This is a genomic window from Arthrobacter sp. ISL-69 (assembly GCF_018613775.1).
Lineage (GTDB): Bacteria > Actinomycetota > Actinomycetes > Actinomycetales > Micrococcaceae > Arthrobacter.
Map to the genome: position 1 here is coordinate 1 of NZ_JAGGPO010000036.1, position 17,346 is coordinate 17,346.

The 17,346-nt window shown below is 65.8% G+C and carries 18 protein-coding genes; 9 read left to right on the forward strand and 9 right to left on the reverse strand.

Translation table 11 applies throughout. The features are described 5' to 3' along the window. Window positions 1–429 precede the first annotated feature (429 nt). Window positions 430–603, forward strand: coding sequence for a hypothetical protein (locus J7I79_RS24390; protein WP_251043111.1), 174 nt, complete (start codon window positions 430–432; stop codon window positions 601–603). Window positions 604–660: 57 nt separating this feature from the next. Continuing rightward, window positions 661–951, forward strand: a complete 291-nt coding sequence (locus J7I79_RS24395) for a hypothetical protein (protein ID WP_251043112.1) — start codon at window positions 661–663, stop codon at window positions 949–951. Window positions 952–1,059: 108 nt separating this feature from the next. Here the strand turns inward: J7I79_RS24395 and J7I79_RS20850 are convergent, their stop codons facing one another. Next, complete coding sequence (locus tag J7I79_RS20850; RefSeq protein WP_214956592.1) at window positions 1,060–2,106, reverse strand: TDT family transporter; 1,047 nt, start codon at window positions 2,104–2,106, stop codon at window positions 1,060–1,062. A 146-nt stretch (window positions 2,107–2,252) separates the two neighbouring features. On the opposite strand from J7I79_RS20850, the gene J7I79_RS20855 reads away from it, so the two are divergent. Next, window positions 2,253–2,765, forward strand: a complete 513-nt coding sequence (locus tag J7I79_RS20855) for a helix-turn-helix domain-containing protein (protein WP_214956599.1) — start codon at window positions 2,253–2,255, stop codon at window positions 2,763–2,765. 397 nt (window positions 2,766–3,162) lie between these two features. On the opposite strand, the gene J7I79_RS20860 is transcribed toward J7I79_RS20855, so the two are convergent. The 3 genes from J7I79_RS20860 to J7I79_RS20870 all read right to left on the reverse strand — a co-directional run bounded on the left by J7I79_RS20860 (window position 3,163) and on the right by J7I79_RS20870 (window position 6,919). Then, complete coding sequence (locus tag J7I79_RS20860) at window positions 3,163–3,720, reverse strand: GNAT family N-acetyltransferase (protein ID WP_214956601.1); 558 nt, start codon at window positions 3,718–3,720, stop codon at window positions 3,163–3,165. 30 nt (window positions 3,721–3,750) lie between these two features. Beyond that, complete coding sequence (locus J7I79_RS20865; protein WP_214956603.1) at window positions 3,751–5,199, reverse strand: glycosyltransferase family 2 protein; 1,449 nt, start codon at window positions 5,197–5,199, stop codon at window positions 3,751–3,753. Window positions 5,200–5,752: 553 nt separating this feature from the next. Then, window positions 5,753–6,919, reverse strand: a complete 1,167-nt coding sequence (locus J7I79_RS20870; protein WP_214956605.1) for an acetate kinase — start codon at window positions 6,917–6,919, stop codon at window positions 5,753–5,755. Between the two features lie 188 nt (window positions 6,920–7,107). Between J7I79_RS20870 and J7I79_RS20875 the strand changes: the two genes are divergently transcribed. Further along, window positions 7,108–7,575: a hypothetical protein gene (locus tag J7I79_RS20875; protein ID WP_251043113.1), complete on the forward strand. Its 468-nt coding sequence runs from the start codon at window positions 7,108–7,110 to the stop codon at window positions 7,573–7,575. A gap of 155 nt (window positions 7,576–7,730) precedes the next feature. Further along, window positions 7,731–8,981: an Nramp family divalent metal transporter gene (locus J7I79_RS20880; RefSeq protein ID WP_214956613.1), complete on the forward strand. Its 1,251-nt coding sequence runs from the start codon at window positions 7,731–7,733 to the stop codon at window positions 8,979–8,981. A 53-nt stretch (window positions 8,982–9,034) separates the two neighbouring features. Here the strand turns inward: J7I79_RS20880 and J7I79_RS20885 are convergent, their stop codons facing one another. Genes J7I79_RS20885 through J7I79_RS20900 form a run of 4 tightly spaced genes read right to left on the reverse strand, consistent with a single transcriptional unit; the run spans window position 9,035 to window position 11,711 of the window. Next, the gene (locus J7I79_RS20885) at window positions 9,035–9,727 is read right to left on the reverse strand and encodes a thioredoxin domain-containing protein (RefSeq protein WP_214956615.1); all 693 of its coding nucleotides are present in this window, start codon (window positions 9,725–9,727) and stop codon (window positions 9,035–9,037) included. Beyond that, window positions 9,727–10,650 carry a cation diffusion facilitator family transporter gene (locus J7I79_RS20890; protein WP_214956617.1) on the reverse strand — a complete coding sequence of 308 codons (924 nt, stop codon included), beginning with the start codon at window positions 10,648–10,650 and terminating at the stop codon, window positions 9,727–9,729. The genes J7I79_RS20885 and J7I79_RS20890 overlap by 1 nt, the downstream gene beginning before the upstream one ends. Window positions 10,651–10,653: 3 nt before the next feature. Then, the gene (locus tag J7I79_RS20895) at window positions 10,654–11,388 is read right to left on the reverse strand and encodes a cation diffusion facilitator family transporter (RefSeq protein WP_214956619.1); all 735 of its coding nucleotides are present in this window, start codon (window positions 11,386–11,388) and stop codon (window positions 10,654–10,656) included. Continuing rightward, a complete protein-coding gene (locus J7I79_RS20900) occupies window positions 11,385–11,711 on the reverse strand; it encodes a helix-turn-helix transcriptional regulator (protein WP_104173263.1) in 327 nt (108 codons plus the stop codon). Before J7I79_RS20900 ends, J7I79_RS20895 begins: the two co-directional genes overlap by 4 nt. A 168-nt stretch (window positions 11,712–11,879) precedes the next feature. Between J7I79_RS20900 and J7I79_RS20905 the strand changes: the two genes are divergently transcribed. Then, window positions 11,880–12,158: a hypothetical protein gene (locus J7I79_RS20905; RefSeq protein WP_214956621.1), complete on the forward strand. Its 279-nt coding sequence runs from the start codon at window positions 11,880–11,882 to the stop codon at window positions 12,156–12,158. 50 nt (window positions 12,159–12,208) lie between these two features. Here J7I79_RS20905 and pta read toward each other — a convergent pair whose 3' ends face one another. Beyond that, entirely contained in the window at window positions 12,209–14,320 is a 2,112-nt protein-coding gene (pta, locus tag J7I79_RS20910; RefSeq protein ID WP_214956622.1) for a phosphate acetyltransferase, read from the reverse strand. A gap of 154 nt (window positions 14,321–14,474) precedes the next feature. Between pta and J7I79_RS20915 the strand changes: the two genes are divergently transcribed. The 3 genes from J7I79_RS20915 to J7I79_RS20925 all read left to right on the forward strand — a co-directional run bounded on the left by J7I79_RS20915 (window position 14,475) and on the right by J7I79_RS20925 (window position 17,316). After that, entirely contained in the window at window positions 14,475–15,014 is a 540-nt protein-coding gene (locus J7I79_RS20915) for a hotdog fold thioesterase (protein WP_214956624.1), read from the forward strand. 15 nt (window positions 15,015–15,029) lie between these two features. Next, complete coding sequence (paaK, locus tag J7I79_RS20920) at window positions 15,030–16,376, forward strand: phenylacetate--CoA ligase PaaK (RefSeq protein ID WP_214956626.1); 1,347 nt, start codon at window positions 15,030–15,032, stop codon at window positions 16,374–16,376. A gap of 334 nt (window positions 16,377–16,710) precedes the next feature. After that, window positions 16,711–17,316 carry a TetR/AcrR family transcriptional regulator gene (locus J7I79_RS20925; protein ID WP_104173270.1) on the forward strand — a complete coding sequence of 202 codons (606 nt, stop codon included), beginning with the start codon at window positions 16,711–16,713 and terminating at the stop codon, window positions 17,314–17,316. Window positions 17,317–17,346: the final 30 nt, after the last annotated feature.

The following is a 17,346-nucleotide window of genomic DNA, read 5'->3' on the forward strand; positions in this document are numbered from 1 at the left end:
GAGCGACCAACGGACCTGAGTAAACGGCAGCAAGGACACCAGACCCACGCGGCAGCGTCGGCAGAAGCCCACACGAGGCCCGCAAAGCCCTCACGGACGGTCACCGACCTGCGCGGAAGCCCCATCAGATCCCGTACGGTCAGACTCACACCGCTGCCATAAGAAGAAAACCAATGGCCAGCAGCCAAGAAGCCCACTAATTCAGCAGTCTCCTAGGTGCTCCTGCCCGCCGATGCTGCTGCTATGAATGCCCGCCGTTGGGGTGCCTGACGGCGCCACAGTTTCCGCGCGTCCCAGGAGCCTGCTGAATTCAAGTAGCTGTTGGCTGAATCGTGCCGAAGCTCATGCCGCTCCCTAGGTGCACGTCCAGTCCCAGAGGATGCCGGGGAGCCCCAGCGTTGTTGTAACAGTGGCAACCAGGCCCTCGCCGTGAACACCGCAGACGGCTCCGTGGTGTACGACGTCGCGTTCGCGCTGGTGTGGGCCGAGGACGGCGAACCCGTGGACACCACCAACGAGGCCTACGCCTTCGCGAACTGCGCCGACTGCGCCGCGGTGGCCGTCGGTGTCCAGGTGGTGCTGATCGTGGGCAGGCGGACGTGATTGTGCCGGAGAACCTGTCCGCCGCCGCGAACTACAACTGCGTCCGCTGCCTCACGTATGCTGGCCAGCCAACTGGTGGTCACGCTGGACGGGCCCCTGAGTGGTGAAAACATGGTCAGGCTGAACGCACTGTGGGCCGTGATCGCAGAGTACGGACGGAATCTGCAGGACGTTCCGCTGTCCGAAAGCCAGGGGCGCCTGAACTCGTTCAAGGTGCAGATTATGGAGACCGTCCGGAGCGACCCCAACGTCACAATGGGCGCTGGCACGCCTGCGTCCCCGTCGGCAACAACCACGCCGGCGCCCGGATCAACCCCGACTCCTTCGCCCCCTTCGACCGGTGGCTGAGTCGGCCCCGGGGGTCGAGCCTTGCGAAACAGGGTTCGGCCACCGGGTCCACCGATCAGCGGGTTTACCGATCAGCGGGTTTACCGATCAGCGGGTTTACCGATCGGCCTAGACGGGGGCCGGGGCGTGATTCTGGCGTTTTCCGGATTTTCCGGCGATCACTGCCGCGACGCTTCGGCCGGCGATGGTCACGGTGAAGGCTGTTGCCAGGGCAAGGAAGGTCCAGGAATAGATTTCCCGGCCCGGAAGGTTCGACGCGGCGAACCAGCGGACGGCGTAGTTTGCCGTGGTGGCGACGGGGAAGGTGAAGACCCAAAACAGGGGGCTGAAGGCCAGCTTGCGGTATTCCCCGATGAGCAGAAGCTGCATCAGCAGCATGATGATCAGCACTCCGGTGAGGCCAAGCTGCAGCGCTCCCATGGGCCCGGGGTGGGAAACCAGCCAGGCGATACTCGCTGTGGCCGGCGCGGCAAGATAGGCCGACAGTCCGGTGCGGGCTGCCGGGGGCAGCTCGCCGGCCGTCATCAGCCGCACGGTGACGACGGTTCCCACGACCAACCAGAAGAACGCGCCGATGCCGAACGCGGCCAGCGCCGCGTCATGGGCGTGCACGCTGGAGAACCCGATGCTGGCGACGAAGGAGCCGGCCACGACGGGCAGGAAGTAGCCCGGATGAATGGACTGCATTGATACTCCGCCGGTGAGCCAGTGTGCCAAGAGTTGGGTGGCGACGACCGTGAGGGCGGCGATGAAGCCTAAGCACACCCACGTGCCTACCACAGGAAGGTATTCGCTGTAGTGGGCTGAAAGCAGAATCCCCACGAGCGGAATGAATGACGCAAACGGGCCGGCAAACTGGTGCGTCAGATCGGCCCGGAAGGCTCCCTTTTGTCGCAGGCCCCTAAGCAGATAGATGGTGGTAAGGACGAGCCAGATGGCACTGGCCGCCCCGTAGAGGACTTCCTCCGGCCAGGACGGCGCCCCGAGCGTGGCCCGTGCTGCGGACCATCCGGCACCCAGTCCGGCCAGGCCCAGCGGAACACCGAACTGGCTCAACGGCAGCATGCCCGAAGGGGCAGCGCGAGGGGTGGCTGCGGGCGATGGGATGCGGGCTCCGGCCACTGTCTGCTCAGTCCTGAAGTCAATAACAGTCATTCCGTACTCCTCGAAGTTCGCTGTGCGGCGAGCTGCAGTGGTTGATCGTTCCGGTGTCGGCGCGTAGTATCAAAGTACAAGCTTTCTTAAAGAAAGTAAACAAGCTTGCTTTAAGAAAGTAAACCGGTTCTTTGAAGGGAACGCTGATGCCGCTCCGTACCAGCTGGTCAGCAGACAATTGCCCCATTGCCCGGGCCGCTGACGTCCTGGGTGATCCCTGGTCTCTGCTGGTTCTGCGCGAGGTCTTCATGGGCAACAACCGGTTTGACGGCATTAAGAAGGAGCTCCGGGTCGCTGACAACGTCCTCAGCGATCGCCTCCGGCGTCTGGTCGGGGCGGGGCTTCTGATCGCCGAGCCCTACAGCGAGGGAAAGCGCCCCCGGAACGAGTACCTCCTCACCGCAGCCGGAACCGACGCACTGCCCGTGCTGCACGCATTAACGGTGTGGGCGCAGAAACACACAGGGTCTCCGAGCGGAAAATCCTTGCGCATTATTTGCACGACCTGCGGGACGGAGTCCGCCTCCGGCGCCTGGTGCCAAACGTGCGGGGCTGAACTCACGGCGGCAACCACCGCGTGGGATCACCCGAAATCCGGTGAAAATCTCATCGAGCTCGCCAAAGCCGGCACCAGGCAAAGCCCCGCGACTGACGCCTGACTGCACGATCTGACGCGCGCGGGAGAAGCCTAAGAGTCCGCGCGTTGGTGTCCGGCCATGGAGCTGTCGCCCTAGTGTTGCTCATTCGCTAAAGCTGTGAAAACCCAAGTACGAGCGAGATCCAGAAGCTTGGCGATAACCAGCTCCGCTCTAATTTGTGCTCCGCCGGGAGACCGCGGCTGTCAGCGCCGGTCATGGCTTCCTCAGCAAACATGGCCCGTCGGAGCTCACGTTCTGGGACAAGGGCTCGCCAAGCTGGGTTGCATCCGCCGGGCCCGGGAGGTCAACGAGTACCGTGCGGAAGTGGTGGCCGCTCGCCGAACTGCCCGCTCCGGGGGTGCCGGGAGACTCCGCACCCTGTCCCTGCGATGAGCGCTCATAGCCACGACAGGCCCGATCACCGGGACCGGGCAGTCCATTCATCGCGGAGCATGGCGTAGACCACTTCGGTGGCCCATTCGCCCTTGTACCGCCACTTGTCCACGTGGCGGGCCTCGAGGCGCATGCCGAGCCGTTCACAGATGGCTGCCGAGGCCGTGTTCAGGGCGTCGAGCTTGGCGTCGATCCGGTGATAGTCCAGGCCCTCGAACCCGAGCTTCAACACAGCTTCCGCAGCCTCGGTGGCGTAGCCGTGGCCCTGTGCACCCGGGGCAAGGCTCCAGCCCACTTCGCCCTGCCCGTGGCCGGGAAGCCACTTGAGCACCACCTCGCCGATCAGGCCGGGCGAGTCCGCTGCTTCGATCGCCAGCGCCACCCAGTCGCCTTCGCTCTCGAACACGAAGTTGGCGTACTTACCCACCCGTTCCATGCACTGCGTGTAGCTCTTGGCATCGCCGGGCAGGAACCGGGCGGTCTCCGGCAGCGAGTGGTAGCCATGGAATGCGTCGAGGTCCGCGGCTTCGAAGCGCCGCAGGATGAGCCGCTCGGTGCGGATGGGGAGGGTGATTTTCGGCATGGTTTGAGGGTACCTCCAGGCCTTAGTGCATTACTTCTTCACAACGTGGAATCCATTGACGGGCTTAAGGAGCGCCATCATGACGGCCGTCGCTTCCATTGCACTGAACACCGGCAACAGGACAACCTGGACTGCGGTCCACGCGCTTCGAGCGAGCCAGCCCGTGATCCCGTGCTCGTCGAGGTTCGCCTTCAACCCCGTGAGGTAGAGGGTCACGAACGAGGCAAAGGAGAAGTTGGCGAGGGCACGCACCCAGGGCTGAATCTCAAAGCCGTAGAAGAAGTGGACGATGGTGTACAAAACTGCGAACGGAGCGAGCGTCCACAGCAGAGTGTTGGCGCCGATGGCCAGCCGCCACCTCAGCTTCACGGGTGCGTGGATCGCAACCTTCATCAGGCCCTGGTACCAGCGCCGCCGCTGCCTGAGGAAGTCACCGACGCTTTGTGTTGACTGCTCTTCGAGGTACCCGTCAACCCACCGCGCCCGCCCGCCTGCTTCCATGAGTTTGAGGGCCCAGAAGGCATCCTCGGTGATGGAACCGTGGGGCCCAAAATCGAATCCGACGGCCTTCTCCACATCATTGCGGACCACTATGTAGCTGCCGTGCAGGCCAAAGACCGTCCGGCCCAGCTTGTGCTGGAAGTGGAAGCGGGCAAAGTCGTCGCCGGTGCGCACGTTGTCTGCGAGGGTCAGGAACGGGTGCTCCTTCCAGTCCCGGTGGTAGAGGAGGGCTCCCTGGCCCGCGCGCAGCCGGCCGCTTTCCTCTTCTTCCCGGATCATCTGGGCTATGCCTTTTATGCCAGAGGACGTGGGTTGCGTTTCCTCGTCCAGGTGAACCAGCCAGGCGTCGCCCGGAACGTCAGAATTCTCCAGGGCGAACTGCAGGGCGCGTGCTTTGTAGAGCGAGATATTTGCCGTTGCGTAATTGCGGGGGATGACCACGTACCTGATGGTGTCGCCCTGTGGAAGATCACCGACCCCGGGATCATCCTCGATGACGATCTCAACGAGGTAGCGGAAGAGCGGGGTCCTTTCCATTTCGGTAACGCACCTCCGGATGGTGCTGGCCACCGCCTCCCGGTTGGTGCCGCGGGTGACTATGCGGAACACCACCAGCTGACTGATTGGTGCCACCGCATCCAGGTGGGCCGGGTGCCGGAACGACAGTGCCCCCAACAGTCCCAGCAACCCGGGAATGACGGCGCCGAGCCATACGACACTGGCGGATCCCCACAGACTGTCTGCGAAGGACACAGGTTTCACTGCCACCGGCCACAGGAAATCCTGGAGCAAGTAGAGGCCAACGATCGCCAGGGCCATGCACAGGACAATCCTGGTGCGGTGCCCGGTGATGAATCCCAGGCTCCAGTCGCGGACAGGCTCAAGGACCTTCCCCGGACGGTCAAAATGAAATCTCGTTCGGAATCCAGACCCTACTGCGATCCGCGGGGCCGAAATCCCCTCTTCGAGTGTTGACATGGCTCTTCCTTCAGATGGCTGGTTTTGGTCCGGCGCGGCGCCGGCGGAGTTTGTTGTGCGCCTGCCGGCCCGATTTTGGGCAGGACAAATCAGCGCGGCGTGATGCCGGGACATGGCCGCATCAGGCCGGGGTAATCAGGGTCGGTGCGTATTTGGGCTTTGAAGGCGTTTAACCGCGGAGTAGCGGCACGGCCGTCCACCATGCGCGGTGCCTGTGGAGGCTTAGCCAGCGCTGGGTCCACGTTGACGTGAGCCGGGCTCCCGGATGCCTGCCCGGCGGTGCCAGGGGCAAGGACATTCTGATACGCAAAGAGTTAGACACGGTGAGACCCCCTTAGGTTCCGCGTCGCTGACCAACATTGACGGTTAAGAAACGACGGCGGGCCCCCTCAGTTGGGACCGCCGTCGCGTGAACGAAACCGCTTGCTTAGAGGGTAGGGACAGAGCCGGGGCAGGGACCAGCGTGTGCGCTACCCGATATTTTTGGCACGAACCACTGGTAAATGGGGCGGGACCACTTGCCTAAAGGGGGCGGGACTACTTGTTTCGGCCGTTACGAAGCAGCCGGTGAATCGACGACGGCGGCAGTCGCCTCCGCGATCGCACGCTCCTCGTCCGTGGGCACCACCAGGACGGGGATGAGCGACTCCGCGGTGGAAATCACGCGAGGCTCCTTGGACCGCTCACTGTTCAGCCCGGCGTCGATCTCTATGCCCAGGGCACCCAGCTTCTCCCCCACCAAAGCGCGGAACTGGTGCGAGTTCTCGCCGATGCCCGCGGTGAACACCAGAGCCTTGGCCCCTCCCACGGCCACGTGGTACCCGCCGATGTACTTGGCCAGCCGGTAGGACGCGACGGCGAGCGCCGTCGCCGCCCGGGCATCGCCGGCTTCCGAGGCCTCCACGACCGTGCGCATGTCGTTGTTCCCGGCGAGCCCCTTGAGCCCGGATTCGCGGTTGAGCAGGGAGTCGATGACCTCCGTGGACCAGCCGGCCCGGCCGAGGAACACCAGGATGGACGGGTCCAGGTCGCCGGAACGGGTGCCCATCACCAGACCCTCCAGCGGGGTGAAGCCCATGGACGTGTCCACCGATTTTCCGCTGCGGATGGCCGTGACCGAGGCGCCGTTCCCCAGGTGGGCGATCACGCCGTCGAACTCTTCCACCGGAAGATCCAGCAGCGCCGCCGCCTGGTGGGCCACGTACTCGTGCGAGGTGCCATGGAAGCCGTAGCGGCGGATGCCGTGGTTCGTGTACAGCGAATCCGGCACCGCGTAGCGCCAGGCGTGCTCGGGCAGGGTGCGGTGGAAGGCGGTGTCGAACACGGCCACCTGCGGCATGTCCGGCCACTTCCTGGCGATGGCGCGGATGCCCAGCACATTGGCGGGGTTGTGCAGCGGGGCCAGCGGGTTGAGCCGCTCGATGGCGCGGGTGATCTCGTTGTCGATCAGCACAGGTTCGCCGAAGCGCTCGCCGCCGTGCACCACCCGGTGGCCTACGGCGTCCAGCTTCCGGTCGCCCAGCACCTCGTGGATGGCGGTATCCACCTGCTCCAGTGCCTCGGCGTGGTCGCGCGGGCCCTCGATCTCGCCGTCGCCCTCGCCGCCGTTGCCCATGCCGATCTTTTCGATCAGCCCCTCGGTAAGGACGCGGTGGGATTCCACATCGCGCACCTGGTATTTGAGCGAGGACGAGCCGGAGTTGATGACGAGGACGAGCACTGGGCCTCCTAAGCCTTGGCTGCTGCGGTGGTCGGTGGAAGTTCGATCGTAGCGTGGCCGGCCACCGGGATCTGCCGGGTTGCTGTAACGTCTCTGGGGGCCGGGCCCTTCGCGTTGTGCTCCCAGGGCGGGACATGGCTTTCTCCCGCTGCAGGCGGAGACTGGCCAACCCCAACCCTTAAGGACACATGACTACGACCAAACCAGCCGACAACGCAGGCCACGGTCTGCCTCCTGCAGATACCCCAACCGCCCGGACGGCGGGGATGCCGTTGGGAGCCAGGCGCCTTGCCCTCATCGGGGGCCTCTGCATTCCGGTGGGTTTGGTCGCCGGTCCGTACCTGCTCGGTCTTCAGCTTGTGGCCGTGGCCGGGGCGGTGGCGGTGGCCATCGCGTTGTCCTACAGGCTCGGCGAGCGCTGGTTCTCGCCGTGGTCGTGGCTGACCGCAGCCGCCGGCGCCCTCTGGATCGCCGCAACGCTCGGATACTGGGCGACCATCGTGGCTGCCGCCGAAGCGTCGGCTGCCTTGGCTGCCTGGTCCACTGTACTGTTCAATGTCGGCGTCGGCGCGATGGTGCTCATGGCCGCCGGTGCCCTCGCTGGAGCGACCGCACGGTACCGCTCCGGACGGCTGCCCAGTGCATTGTCGGCCTGAAACCGCCGAACCCGGGCCCCGTCCCTTACGGGCGGGCTCTACCGCAGGGCGGAGACCGGCAGCCATCCGCATTGGTCGCCCGAAACATGACTTTTCGGTATACCTAAATTAACGCTATCCTCGTCTTAACAGGACCCCGATGACGAGGAACAACGATGACCACCACCACTCTTCCGGCCCGCCCGGCCACGAACCGGCGTTGGTCGCGGCTGCTGCTGATGGGGCCGGCCTTCGTCGCCGCCATTGCGTATGTGGATCCGGGAAACGTCGCGGCGAATCTCACGGCCGGCGCGAACTACGGCTATCTGCTGGTCTGGGTGCTGGTGGCCGCGAATGCCATGGCGGTCCTGGTGCAGTATCAGTCGGCCAAGCTTGGTCTGGCGACGGGGCTCAGCCTCCCGGAAATTCTTGGCAAACGCCTCGGCACCCGCCGGCGGCGGCTGTACTGGGTTCAGGCTGAAGTGGTGGCCGGGGCCACGGACATGGCAGAAGTCATCGGCGGTGCCGTTGCCCTGAACCTGCTCTTCGGGCTTCCCTTGCTGGCCGGCGGCCTCATCATCGGGCTCGCGTCCATGCTGCTGCTGGCCCTGCAGTCCGCCCGCGGCCAGAGATCCTTCGAATACGCGATCCTGATCCTGCTCGGGATTATCGCTGTCGGGTTCGTGTCCGGGCTTTTCGTCGATCCCCCGGACGCGGGAGGCGCGCTGTCAGGTCTGGTGCCCCGTTTCGAGGGGACGGACACGGTCCTGCTCGCGGCCAGCATGCTCGGCGCGACGGTGATGCCGCACGCGATCTACCTGCACTCTGCCCTGGCCCGGGACAGGCACGGTTTCTCCGAGGACCCTGCCGTAAGGACCCGGCTGATCCGTGCCACGCGCTTCGATGTGGCCGGAGCCCTGATGCTGGCCGGTGTCGTGAACATCGCCATGCTCCTGCTGGCCGCGTCCAGCCTGCGGGGCATCGAGGGAACGGACACCATTGCCGGCGCCCACGCCGCCGTGACGTCAGCCCTTGGCCCCGTGATCGGCGTGGTGTTCGCGATCGGGCTGCTGGCTTCAGGCCTGGCCTCCACCTCGGTGGGCTGCTACGCGGGGGCGACGATCATGGGCGGGCTGCTCAAGATCCGGGTGCCGCTGCTGACCCGGCGGGTGATTACGCTGATACCGGCACTCGTCATTCTCGGCGCGGGCATTGAGCCGACACTCGCCCTTGTGCTGAGTCAGGTTCTGCTCAGCTTCGGGATACCGTTCGCCCTGATTCCGCTGATCCGGCTGACCGGAAAACGGGACGTCATGGGAATCCACGCAGACTCCACGGCGCTGAAAATCGCCGGCTGGACCAGCGCAACGTTGATCGTTGGCCTGAACTGCGTCCTGATTGTCCTGACGATTACCGGGCAGTCCTAACAAGGTGCCGCCCGCACCTGACCGCCCGGGCATTGCTGTTGGGCGGGCTCGGACTATTTTGCGGCGTCATCAAGCAACTGCCGGAATTGCTCCTCCGAATTCAGTGTCAGTTTTTCGCCGTTGAGGAAGAACGTGGGAGTGCCGGTGACGCCCAAGGCGGTACCGTCGGCAACGTCTTTGCGGATCCGGTCCTTGGTTGCCTCATCGGCGACGGCGGCATCGAATTTGTCCAGATCCAGACCGAGCTCCTGCGCGAAGGTGCGGAACAGGGCCGCTTGGGAATCCTGCTTTTCGCCCCACTGCGGCTGGGTTTCGAACATCTTGCTGTACATCTGTTCGTATTTGCCCTGCTGGGCGGCGGCCTCGACGGCGAGGGCGGCGGTGCCGGAGTTCCGGTGCCCGGATAGGGGAAAGTAGCGGTTCACGAAGGTGACCCGGTCACCGTAGTCCTTCTTCAGTTCCTCCACCAGCGGCACTGCCACGCGGCAGGACTCACACTCAAAGTCCAGGAATTCAACGAGCTGCGCCTTTTCGGTGGCCGGGTTCGTGACCCGGTGGCTGTCCTCCCTGACGAGCTGTGCATTGACGGGGGGCTGCACGGCCTCCGGCGTCGGTTTGGTGGCCGTGAAGACCGCGTACCAGATCAGGCCGCCGCCGACGACAACTGCCATCAGGATCCAGAGGACCATGCGGACTTTCCGGGCGGGGTCGGTGGTGTTCGCCGGCGTGGAGGGTGCTGGTGCCATTAGTGGGGCATGCTTTCCTGGTCGCGGTGGGCGGCGGGTTCTATCTGGAAAGTGGAGTGTTCGACGCTGACGTCGAAGTGTTCCGCGACGCAGTGCTGCAGGTCCGCCAGGATGGTCGCGGCGTGGCCGTCCCTCATGCACGGGTCCTGGACGGTGACGTGGGCGGAGAGCACCGGTGTTCCGGAGCCGACGAGGGAGGCGTGCAGGTCGTGGACGTCGATGACGTGCGGCAGGGCCAGGATGTGTTCGCGGACCTTGCCCAGGTCCAGGCCCCGGGGCACGCTTTCCATCAGCACGTCGGTGGTGTCGCGGAGCAGCTTCAGGGTGCGGGGAATGATCAGCGCGCCGATCAGCAGGGACACGACGGCATCGGCCCGTGTCCAGCCGGTGAGCGCGATGACGACCGCGGCGACGATGACGGCGACCGATCCGAGGGCGTCGTTGAGTACCTCGAGGAAGGCTGCCTTCATATTGAAGTTGTGGTTCCGGCCCGAGGCCAGCACGATCAGGCCGATGGCGTTGCCTGCCAGGCCGATGATGCCGAACCACAGCATGGTGGATCCGCCGATTTCCGGGGGTTCGAAGAGCCGCCGGATGCCTTCGACGATGACGAATCCGCCCACGCCCAGCAGCAGGGCCGCCTGCCCGGCGGCCGCGATGATTTCGGCACGCTTGTACCCCCACGTCCGTTTCAGGGTGGCAGGTTTCAAAGCCAGAGATGCGGCGATCAGCGCGATCAGCAGCCCGGCCGAGTCGGTGAACATGTGCCCGGCGTCCGCCAGCAGCGCCAGGCTTCCGGTCAGGACGGAGCCGATGATTTCGGCGACCATCACCGCGAAGGTGATGCCGAAGACGATGACCAGTTTGCCGCGCTGACTGGCGGCACCGGCGGCACCGTGTGAGTGGTCGTGCCCGCTGCCCATGGGTCAGGCCTTCCTGCGGGTGTCCAGCGTCAGGGCCTGCGGCCGCTCCTCGGATTCACACCCGGCACAGCAGCCGTCCGTGTCGGCGCCGTGGGCAGTGCCGGCGGTGTTGGGGACCGTGCAGCAGGCATCGCCGCGCCAGGCGTTGATGCCTTCCCGGATGGCGATCGCCGCGATCACCAGTGCGGCGCCGGCATCCGCCCACCACCATCCCAGCGTGCTATTCAGGACAAGCCCCGCCAGCAACACCGCAGAGAGATATGTGCACAGCAATGTCTGCTTTGAGTCCGCGACCGCCGTCTTGGAGCCAAGTTCCCGGCCCGCGCGGCGCTGCACCCAGGACAGGACCGGCATGACGGCCAGGCTCAGGGCCGCAATCACGATCCCGGGCGTGGAGTGCTGGGCCTCTCCTCCTCCGGTGAGGGACCTGACCGCGTCGACGGCGACGAACGCCGCGAGGGCGAAGAAGGACACCGCGATGATCCGCAGCGTCAGATGCTCACGCCGTTCCGGGTCCTTGGCGGAAAACTGCCAGGACAACGCCAGCGCGGACGCGACCTCGACGACCGAATCCAGTCCGAAGCCGATCAGAGCGGAGGAGTCCGCGACGCCGCCGGCCCACAGGGCCACCACCGCCTCGACGAGGTTGTAGGTAATGGTCGCGGCAGCGAACAGCCGGATCCTGTGGCTCAGTACCGCACGGCGTTCCGGGCTCGGCGTATGGACCAGGACCGTCATGCGAAGCACTCCCCGTTCGGGGCGCAGCAGGACGGATCCACCGCGAGGACGACACCGATCAGATCCCTGATCGCGTGGCCCAGCCGGGCGTCCGCGAGTTCATACCGACTGCGGCGGCCGTCCTGGACGGCAACCACGAGTCCGCAGCCGCGCAGGCACGTCAGGTGGTTGGACATGCTCTGCCGCGACACCCCCAGGGAGTCGGCCAGATCCGAAGGATAGGACGGGGCATCTGAAAGGGCCAAGAGGATCCGGGCCCGGGTAGCGTCCGAGACCGCATACCCAAACCGGGCCAGCACGGGAGCCTTGGTGAGCGTTTCCATCCCACCAAAGTACATCCGCGGATGTACTCACACAAACCTGTATTAGCGAACAGGGCATTTGTCAGGCTTTCGGCCTCAGACGATGGTGAAAAACCACCGTCATTGCGAAAGGTCCGGCGGGAGCCTAGAGTCGGCGGACCAGTTGGACAACGCACGGAGGACTTTGCCATGACTGATAGCACTTCCCAAGCGGACGGCGGCGAGCCGGACGCCACCAAGCCGGACAGCGGCGAGCCGGGCAGCGGGGCCGGCACGAAGGATCCCACCGGCGTCGAAGGTGCCAACCCTGCCTTGGACGACACTGGCAACGTCAAGGCCGCCGAGGTGGGCGAGGCCCCGGAGCCTCCTGAGAATCTGGAAGAGCTGGACCTCACGCCGAAGAGCCTGGCCGACGAGCCGGCCAAGCAGGAAGATCCCGACAGCCCGGCGGAACCCGAAAACAGCTGACCGGACAGCTGACTACGCGTGGACCGGCGCCGGCCGCCGGAACCCGGCGGCTACGCGTGCGCGGCTGCGGGTTCCGGCTCGGCGGCAGGCTCCACGGACTGCGCCTGCACGGCGGTGATGGCCACCGTGTTCACAATGTCCTCCACGGTGCAGCCGCGGGACAGGTCGTTCACCGGCTTGCGGAGCCCCTGCAGGACAGGCCCGACGGCGACGGCCCCCGAGGACTGCTGCACCGCCTTGTAGGTGTTGTTGCCCGTGTTGAGGTCCGGGAAGATGAACACCGTGGCCTGCCCGGCGACGGACGAGCCCGGCATCTTGGACTGGGCGATGGCGGCGTCCACGGCGGCGTCGTACTGAATGGGGCCCTCGACGGCGAGATCCGGGCGGCGCGTCTTCACCAGTTCGGTGGCCTGCCGGACTTTGTCCACCGCCTCGCCGGTCCCGGACCCGCCGGTGGAGTAGGACAGCATGGCCACCCGCGGGTCCACGCCGAACTGCGTGGCAGTCTCGGCCGAGGCCAGCGCAATGTCCGCCAGCTGCTCGGCGTTCGGGTCCGGATTGACCGCACAGTCGCCGTACACCAGGACCCGGTCCGGCATCAGCATCAGGAACACCGAGGAAACGATCTTCACGCCGTCGCGGGTCTTCACGAACTCCAGCGCCGGGCGGATGGTGTGGGCGGTGGTGTGCGCGGCACCGGACACCATGCCGTCCACCACGCCCAGCTGCACCATCATGGTGCCGAAGTAGCTGCCGTCCAGCATGACCTCCAGGGCGCGGGCAAGGTCCACGCCCTTGTGCGAGCGGAGCTCCGCGTACTTCTCGGCAAACTGCTGGCGCAGCTCCGACGTGGCCGGGTCCACGATGCTCATGCCGGAGAGGTCGATGCCCTGGGTGGAGGCCAGCTCACGGACATCCGACTCGTTGCCCAGGATAGTGAGGTCGCAGACGTCCCGCCGGTGCAGGATTTCCGCGGCGCGCAGGATCCGCACGTCGTTCCCCTCGGGCAGCACGATGTGCCGGCGCTGCAGCCGGGCCCGCTCAATGAGGTCGTGCAGGAACCGCAGCGGCGTCATCCGCTCCAGCCGCGGCAGGTGCAGGCGCTCCACCAGCTCGGCCTCGTCCACGCACCTGGCCCACAGCCCCACGGCCGAGGCCACCTTGCGGCGGTGCCCGGACCAGATTTCGCTCCGGACCTCGGACACCCGCTTGGCCGTGGTGTAGGTATCGTCCGGGGCCGCGAACACGGGGAACGGCGCCTGCGCCAGCAGCGAGTAGATGTTGGGGTCCGGGGCCAGGCCGCCGGTGAGAATCAGCGCCGACGGCACCGGGAACTCCGGCGAGAAGGACGACGCCAGGCACGCGACCATCACGTCCGCACGGTCACCCGGGACGATCACCAGCGCGCCGTCGTCGAGCACGTGCAGGAAGTTGGCCACGTTCATAGCCGCCACCTTGATGGAGTGGACGTCGCGTTCCATGTCCGGCCGGCCGGCCACCTGCCGGATGCCCAGGGCCGTGGCTACCTCGCCGGTGGTGGGCCGGGCAATGTCCTCCAACTCCGGGAAGACGTACACCGGCCGGCCCGACGCACCGGGCTTCACGGCGGCGGCGATGCCGTCCACGTCCTCCGGGTCGGCGCGGTTCACCATGATGGCCAGCAGGCTGCAGCGTTCCGCCGCCAGTTCCTTGCGGGCAACCTCGACGGCGTCAGCCGCCTCCGCGACGGTGAGCCCCTTCGCGCCCACCACCGCCACGATGGGGGCGGCCAGGTTGTTCGCGAGGCGTGCGTTGAGGTCGAATTCGACGGCGGCGTCCTGGCCGGTGAGGTCCGTTCCCTCCACGATCACCACATCGCAGTGTCGTGACATTTCGGCGAAGATCTCCACGCAGCGGGCGTCGATCTCCGCCCGGTTTCCCTCGGCCAGCAGGCCGCGGACCTCGGTAAACGTCAGGCCGCCGCGGCAGCGCTGGTCGTCGAGGTCGAACCGGGCCCTCATCAGGGCCACCATGGGGTCCGCCCCGGCGTCGTTGCCGTGGACCACCGGTTTAAAGAAGCCGATGCGGTCCGCGTGGCGGTGCAGCGTGTCAGCCAGACCCAGCGCTATGAGCGACTTCCCGGATCCCGGTGTGGTCGCGCTGACGTATATCCCCTTGGCCATGATCCGCCCTTAGGTTGTGACGTGGTGGTGCTCCGTCCTTCCATACTTTCACTTGTTGTCTCCGGGAGCGATCCGGCCCGCTGCTCTTGACAGCATGCCCCAAAATGGGATTACCTAATGAACATTCGGTAAATAAAGCTGGAGGCAATGACGCATGGCTGAACTAACCATTCCCGGGGCAACCCATCAGATCCTGAAGGACGACTACGCCTCCGAATGGATGGGCATCGAAGTCCTCAAGCTGGAAGACGGGCACGCCACCATCCGCATGACGCTCCGGCAGGAAATGCTCAACGGCTTCGGCATGGCCCACGGCGGAATGATCTTCGCCTTCGGCGACACCGCATTCGCCCTCGCCTGCAACCCCGCCAGCCCGCCACCCGGCGCAGCAGGGACCGAGACCGACACCATCACCGTGGCCGCCGGCGTCGACATCAACTTCCTCAAGCCGGCCTTCCGGGGCCAGGTGATCACCGCCGTCGCCAACCGCCGTGCCCATTCGGGCCGCAGCGGACTGTACGACATCCAGATCTACGCCGCAGACCCGCACGTCGCCGCAGGCACCAACACCGCGGGCGACCACACCGCCGATACCAACACAGGCGGCTCCCCCGCGGACGCTGCCGCTACCGACACCCCGGGCGAGCTCATCGCCGAGTTCCGCGGCCGCAGCCGCACCATCTCCAAGAAATAGAAACAGGGAACCCAGATGACCCTCCACGCCACTGAACCAGCCTCCGCCACCGGCGCCGTACTGGACCCCGAAGAAACCATGTCCCGCGACGAACTGGAGACCCTGCAGCTCAGCCGGCTCCAGCACACCGTCGCCTACGCCTACGACCGCGTCCCGCTCTACAAGCGCAAGTTCGACGAAGCCGGCGTGCACCCCACGGACCTCCGCGAACTGGCGGACCTGGGCAACTTCCCGTTCACCACCAAGGACGACCTGCGCCAGGAATACCCGTTCGGGATGTTCGCCGTGCCGCAGAACGAGGTGGCCCGGATCCACGCCAGTTCCGGCACCACCGGACGCCCTACCGTGGTGGGCTACACCAAGAAGGACCTGGCCGACTGGGCCAAACTCGTGGCCCGCTGCTTCCGCGCCTCCGGCGTCCGGCCCGGCATGAAGGTCCACAACGCCTACGGCTACGGCCTCTTCACCGGCGGACTGGGTGCGCACGCCGGCGCCGAAGCGCTGGGGTGCACCGTGATCCCCATGTCCGGCGGGCAGACCGAACGCCAGATCCAGATGATCCAGGACTTCGAACCGGACGCCATCCTGGCCACTCCCACGTACCTGCTCACCATCGCCGACGCGATGGCCCACATGGGCATCGACCCCACGTCCACGTCGCTCAAGTACGCCGTGCTCGGGGCCGAACCGTGGACCCAGGAAATGCGCCACGAGCTCGAAGTGACCATGAACATCAAGGCCTGCGACATCTACGGCCTGTCCGAGGTCATGGGGCCCGGCGTGGCCGGCGAAGCCGTGGAGACCCAGGACGGCAGCCACATCTGGGAGGACCATTTCCGGCCGGAGATCATCGATGCCTTCAACCCGGCGCCCGGCAAGGAGAACGTCCTGGGCGACGGCGAGCACGGAGAACTGGTGTTCACCTCGCTCACCAAGGAGGCGCTGCCGATCATCCGCTACCGCACCAAGGACCTCACCCGCCTGCTCCCGGGCACCGCGCGTCCGGCACACCGCCGGATGGGCCGCATCACCGGCCGCAGCGACGACATGATCATCCTCCGCGGTGTGAACCTGTTCCCGTCCCAGATCGAGGAAATCGCCCTCCGCATCCCGGAGCTCAGCCCGCACTTCCAGCTGGTGCTCACCAGGCCTGAAGGCCAGCGGATGGACCAGCTGACCGTGAAGATTGAGCGCCGCGACAACGTCACCGAAGGGCAAAGCACGACGGCGGCCCGCACCCTGCGCGAGCAGATCAAGATCCACGTGGGTTCTTCGTGCACGGTGGAGGTGGCGGAGCCCGGGTCGCTCGAGCGTTCCAGCGGCAAGCTGCGCCGGATCTACGACATGCGCCCCAAGGGTTAGTCCGCGGGGAAAGTTCCGGACACGGGGATGGTCCCCGGCTACGGCAGCCGGGGACCATCTTTTCGGGAGGCATTCAGTGCACTGCTGCCAATGCGCGACAGCGCTGTGACGTGCCGATGGCTAACCGTCCTCCGGGCAACCCAACGTGCCTGATCCCGTCCCGGTCTGTGAAGTCCCGGTCTTTGAAGCTGTTCCATTGTGTGGACGGTCCCCGCGCCCGGCAAGTTCCTGATACAAAATTTCTAGCACCGGGGACACTGACAGGCAAGGCTTTTTTTCGGCTTTGACAGCCCGTTACATTGATTGACCGAACGTTCATGAGAAAATAGCCGGTATGTCCACAACTGATGCACCCACCAAGCGCGGCCGCCCGGGGTACGACCAGCAGTCGGTGCTGCAGATCGCCGTCGAGGTCTTCAACCGCCACGGCTACGACGCCACGTCCATGGGCATTCTTGCCGAAAACCTGGGCATCTCCAAGTCGGCCATCTACCACCACGTGCCGTCCAAGGGGGACCTCCTCAAGCTCGCCCTTGACCATGCCCTGGGCGGCCTCGAGGCGATCCTGGACCAGCCGGAGGCCCAGACCGGAAGCGCCGACGCACGGCTCGAATTCGTCCTCCGCCAGACCATCTCCGTACTGGTGGAACGCCTGCCGTTCGTCACCCTGCTGCTACGCCTGCGCGGCAACACGGACATTGAGCGCAACGCCATGGAACGCCGACGCACCTTCGACCACACGGTGGCGGCACTGATCTCCGCCGCCCGCGATGAAGGCTCCCTCCGCGAGGACATCGACCCCCGCACGGTCACACGCCTGCTGTTCGGCACCATCAACTCAATCGTGGAATGGTACAAGCCCGGCGGCACGCTGTCGCCGGAGAAACTGGCCGACGACGTCATCACAATGGCATTCAAGGGGCTCAGCGCGCCACGCTGACGCTGTTCTCCCCCACGTTCTCCCCCGCGG

Coding starts and splice junctions, on each gene's coding strand:
- J7I79_RS20875 (WP_251043113.1), top strand. CDS start 7,108: ATGACTACGACCAAACCAGCCGACAACGCAGGCCACGGTCTGCCTCCT.
- pta (WP_214956622.1), bottom strand. CDS start 14,320: ATGGCCAAGGGGATATACGTCAGCGCGACCACACCGGGATCCGGGAAG.
- J7I79_RS20915 (WP_214956624.1), top strand. CDS start 14,475: ATGGCTGAACTAACCATTCCCGGGGCAACCCATCAGATCCTGAAGGAC.
- paaK (WP_214956626.1), top strand. CDS start 15,030: ATGACCCTCCACGCCACTGAACCAGCCTCCGCCACCGGCGCCGTACTG.
- J7I79_RS20850 (WP_214956592.1), bottom strand. CDS start 2,106: ATGACTGTTATTGACTTCAGGACTGAGCAGACAGTGGCCGGAGCCCGC.
- J7I79_RS20860 (WP_214956601.1), bottom strand. CDS start 3,720: ATGCCGAAAATCACCCTCCCCATCCGCACCGAGCGGCTCATCCTGCGG.
- J7I79_RS20880 (WP_214956613.1), top strand. CDS start 7,731: ATGACCACCACCACTCTTCCGGCCCGCCCGGCCACGAACCGGCGTTGG.
- J7I79_RS20865 (WP_214956603.1), bottom strand. CDS start 5,199: ATGTCAACACTCGAAGAGGGGATTTCGGCCCCGCGGATCGCAGTAGGG.
- J7I79_RS20905 (WP_214956621.1), top strand. CDS start 11,880: ATGACTGATAGCACTTCCCAAGCGGACGGCGGCGAGCCGGACGCCACC.
- J7I79_RS20885 (WP_214956615.1), bottom strand. CDS start 9,727: ATGGCACCAGCACCCTCCACGCCGGCGAACACCACCGACCCCGCCCGG.
- J7I79_RS20890 (WP_214956617.1), bottom strand. CDS start 10,650: ATGGGCAGCGGGCACGACCACTCACACGGTGCCGCCGGTGCCGCCAGT.
- J7I79_RS20900 (WP_104173263.1), bottom strand. CDS start 11,711: ATGGAAACGCTCACCAAGGCTCCCGTGCTGGCCCGGTTTGGGTATGCG.
- J7I79_RS24395 (WP_251043112.1), top strand. CDS start 661: ATGCTGGCCAGCCAACTGGTGGTCACGCTGGACGGGCCCCTGAGTGGT.
- J7I79_RS20925 (WP_104173270.1), top strand. CDS start 16,711: ATGTCCACAACTGATGCACCCACCAAGCGCGGCCGCCCGGGGTACGAC.
- J7I79_RS20895 (WP_214956619.1), bottom strand. CDS start 11,388: ATGACGGTCCTGGTCCATACGCCGAGCCCGGAACGCCGTGCGGTACTG.
- J7I79_RS20855 (WP_214956599.1), top strand. CDS start 2,253: ATGCCGCTCCGTACCAGCTGGTCAGCAGACAATTGCCCCATTGCCCGG.